The sequence below is a fragment of the Streptomyces sp. NPDC028289 genome, from assembly GCF_055565975.1.
The window spans coordinates 1-2,493 of record NZ_JBVHTI010000032.1 but is presented as its reverse complement, the minus strand read 5'-3'; the positions used below and the strand labels follow the sequence as shown (position 1 = coordinate 2,493).

The following is a 2,493-nucleotide window of genomic DNA, read 5'->3' as shown; positions in this document are numbered from 1 at the left end:
CCGGTGACCACGGCGACCTTGCCTTCGAGGGGGAGGCTCATCGTTTGCTCCTTGGGTTGGGTGTGCCCGCACTCTGCGGACGGCGGCGGGATGTGCTCTACACTCGGAAGTGGAGGCGTCGCCGCTTCCACGACTATAAGCGGGGTCGCCTCCACTTAGCAAGATGTGGAGGCACCTCCACTTAATTCCGATGAGGAAGGGACCCTCCGTGACCACAGACACCGGCCGACCGCTGCGGGCCGACGCGCGGCGCAACCGGGAGAAGATCCTCTCCGCGGCCGTACGCGTCTTCGCCGAGGAAGGGCTGGAGGCGCACCTTGAGCGCATCGCCAAGGAGGCGGGCGTGGGCTCGGGCACTCTCTACCGCAACTTCCCCACCCGGGAGGCGCTGATCGAGGCCGCCTACCGCAACGAACTGAGCCGGCTGTGCGAGGCCGCTTCCGAACTCCTGGAGGCCATGCCGCCGCGCGAGGCGCTCCGCGCCTGGATGGGGCGCTTCATCGACTACGCCACCGCGAAACTGGGGATGGCCGAGGCCCTGCGCGCCGTCGTCGACTCCGGCGTCAACCCCTACGACCACAGCCGCGAGCTGATCATGACCGCCCTCACCTCGCTCATGGACGCCGCGACCGCCGCCGGGACCATCCGGTCGGACGTCAGCCCGGCCGTTATGTTCGCCGCCCTCACCGGCTTCGCCCTCGCCTCGGGAAAGCCCGAGGAGCGCGAGCAGGCCGAACGCCTCCTCGACCTCACCCTGGACGGACTGAGGCACGGCACAGCCGACTGAGTGGTCACGTGGGTAGGCGCGGTTGGGGGATACCAGCAGCAGAACGGGCACCCGTCTCGGTAATCATGGAGTCGCGACGCTCTGTGATCTCGGCCTGTGTCCGCGCCGCCGTCATGGCTGACCGAACCGCTCTGGAACCAATTCGTGGCCCTGCTGCCCGGGCGGGCGGCGCATCACCCGGGCCATCCGCTCGGCTGCCACCGTCGGCGTATCAGTGACCAAATCGTCTTCGACAAGATGTTGCAGCTGCTGTGCTTCGGCTGTTCTTGCGAGGCGATCGTCGACACGACCTGCTCGGCCACCACTATCCGCAGTCGCCGCGACGAGTGGATACGGCTGGGCGTCTTCGCCGGGCTCAAAGAGATCACATTGGAGTCCTACGACCGGATCGTCGGCCTCGTCCTCGACCAGATCGCCGTGGACGGCTCCACCAAGGCGCCCCGAGGGGCGAGGTGGCCGGGTGTTCCCGGGCGGACCGCGGCAAACAGGGCCTGAAACGCTCGGGCATGACGGACGGATACGGCATTCCGCTGGGTCGTGTCCTGTCCGGTGCCAACCGGCACGACTCCCCGCTGCACACCCCGGCCCTGGACCGCCTGGACGACCTGGGACCGCTGCCCGTCGACGTCACCGTGCACCTGGACGCCGGTTATGACTCGCGACATGAGACATCGACGGACTGAGACAGGCCCACAGCTCACATAACTGAGTCCAGCACCAGCGCCTCGCTCAACTCGGTCGCCGCGGCGGCGATGTCAGGAAAGGCGCCGGTGACGTCCGCGCCCCGGCGGGACTGGAGCATGACCAGGCCGGGACGCGCGAAGAGGATCGCCCGGAAGCCGTCCGCCTTCTGCTCCGCCGTCCAGTTCTGCGGCAACGCCTCATCCGGGGCCAGCTGCCGGCGGCCGGCTGGTTCATGTGCAGATACCGGATGTGCGGGACCGGACGGCGGACTCGTCGGCTGTCCGCCTGGCCGAAAGCGGGCTGCCGGACATACTGAGCGCCCTAAACGACATCGGGTATCGCGGATTCGTCTGTGCCGATCTGCCGGCTGACTCACTGGATGCGCCGCAGGCGGCCCCCCCCAGGCTCTGGAGCAGCTGTACGCGGCTGCCGCAGGTCTTCCGCGGCCTCCGTGCACCGACGGGGAGACTCCGCGGGCCGGCTCCGTTTCCGCACTGGACGTTCCCGCTGCCCTGTCCTCGTTCGGTTCCCTTCTCTCCATCGGACTGGAAACCTCGGCACGAGCCTGGCTCAGCGAAGCGGTCATACGCGTCGCCATGGATCCGCACGTGATCGAGGAGCTCTTCCCGGAAGTAGGAAGCTGCTGCGGGCAGGCACGCCTGAACGGAACGTGGACTGCTGACGAGGCCGCCCGTGTCCTGCTCCTGTTCACCCTTCCTCTCGGAGGCCACGAGCTGGCGGGCCTGCTGGCGGGCATCTACCAGCGCGGTGGCGGGACCGAGCGACGGGCGGTACTGCGCGCCCTGGACGTGCTGGACTCTGAGGAGAGGTATCTGTCCGGGCATGCGCTGGGCGACGCGGCTCTGCCTCTCGTCCAGCAGGCGCTGACGAGCGAGGACGTGGCGCTCGTCGAGGCGGCGATAGGCCCTTACGAGTTGGTGCGTGATAGCGGGTGAGGCGTTGTGCCTGGCCGGTGGCATGATCCGTCTGTGGCGATCATGGTCAATCGGGCAGTGCTGGCG

3 protein-coding genes and 1 pseudogene are annotated in these 2,493 nt (G+C 68.3%); 3 read left to right on the top strand and 1 reads right to left on the bottom strand.

What is annotated here, in order from left to right; translation table 11 throughout:
• Positions 1-208: 208 nt before the first annotated feature.
• Complete coding sequence (locus tag ACZ4UV_RS52035; RefSeq protein ID WP_467850258.1) at positions 209-787, top strand: TetR/AcrR family transcriptional regulator; 579 nt, start codon at positions 209-211, stop codon at positions 785-787.
• A gap of 96 nt (positions 788-883) precedes the next feature.
• A pseudogene (locus ACZ4UV_RS52030) lies at positions 884-1,446 on the top strand (transposase family protein); the annotation flags it as partial.
• A 38-nt stretch (positions 1,447-1,484) separates the two neighbouring features.
• Here ACZ4UV_RS52030 and ACZ4UV_RS52025 read toward each other — a convergent pair.
• Complete coding sequence (locus tag ACZ4UV_RS52025; RefSeq protein ID WP_467850255.1) at positions 1,485-1,664, bottom strand: ATP-dependent DNA ligase; 180 nt, start codon at positions 1,662-1,664, stop codon at positions 1,485-1,487.
• Positions 1,665-2,067: 403 nt separating this feature from the next.
• Here ACZ4UV_RS52025 and ACZ4UV_RS52020 point away from each other — a divergent pair, with 403 nt between their 5' ends.
• On the top strand, positions 2,068-2,427 hold the full coding sequence (locus tag ACZ4UV_RS52020) for a hypothetical protein (protein ID WP_451022589.1): 360 nt from the start codon (positions 2,068-2,070) through the stop codon (positions 2,425-2,427).
• The last annotated feature ends 66 nt before the right edge of the window (positions 2,428-2,493 follow it).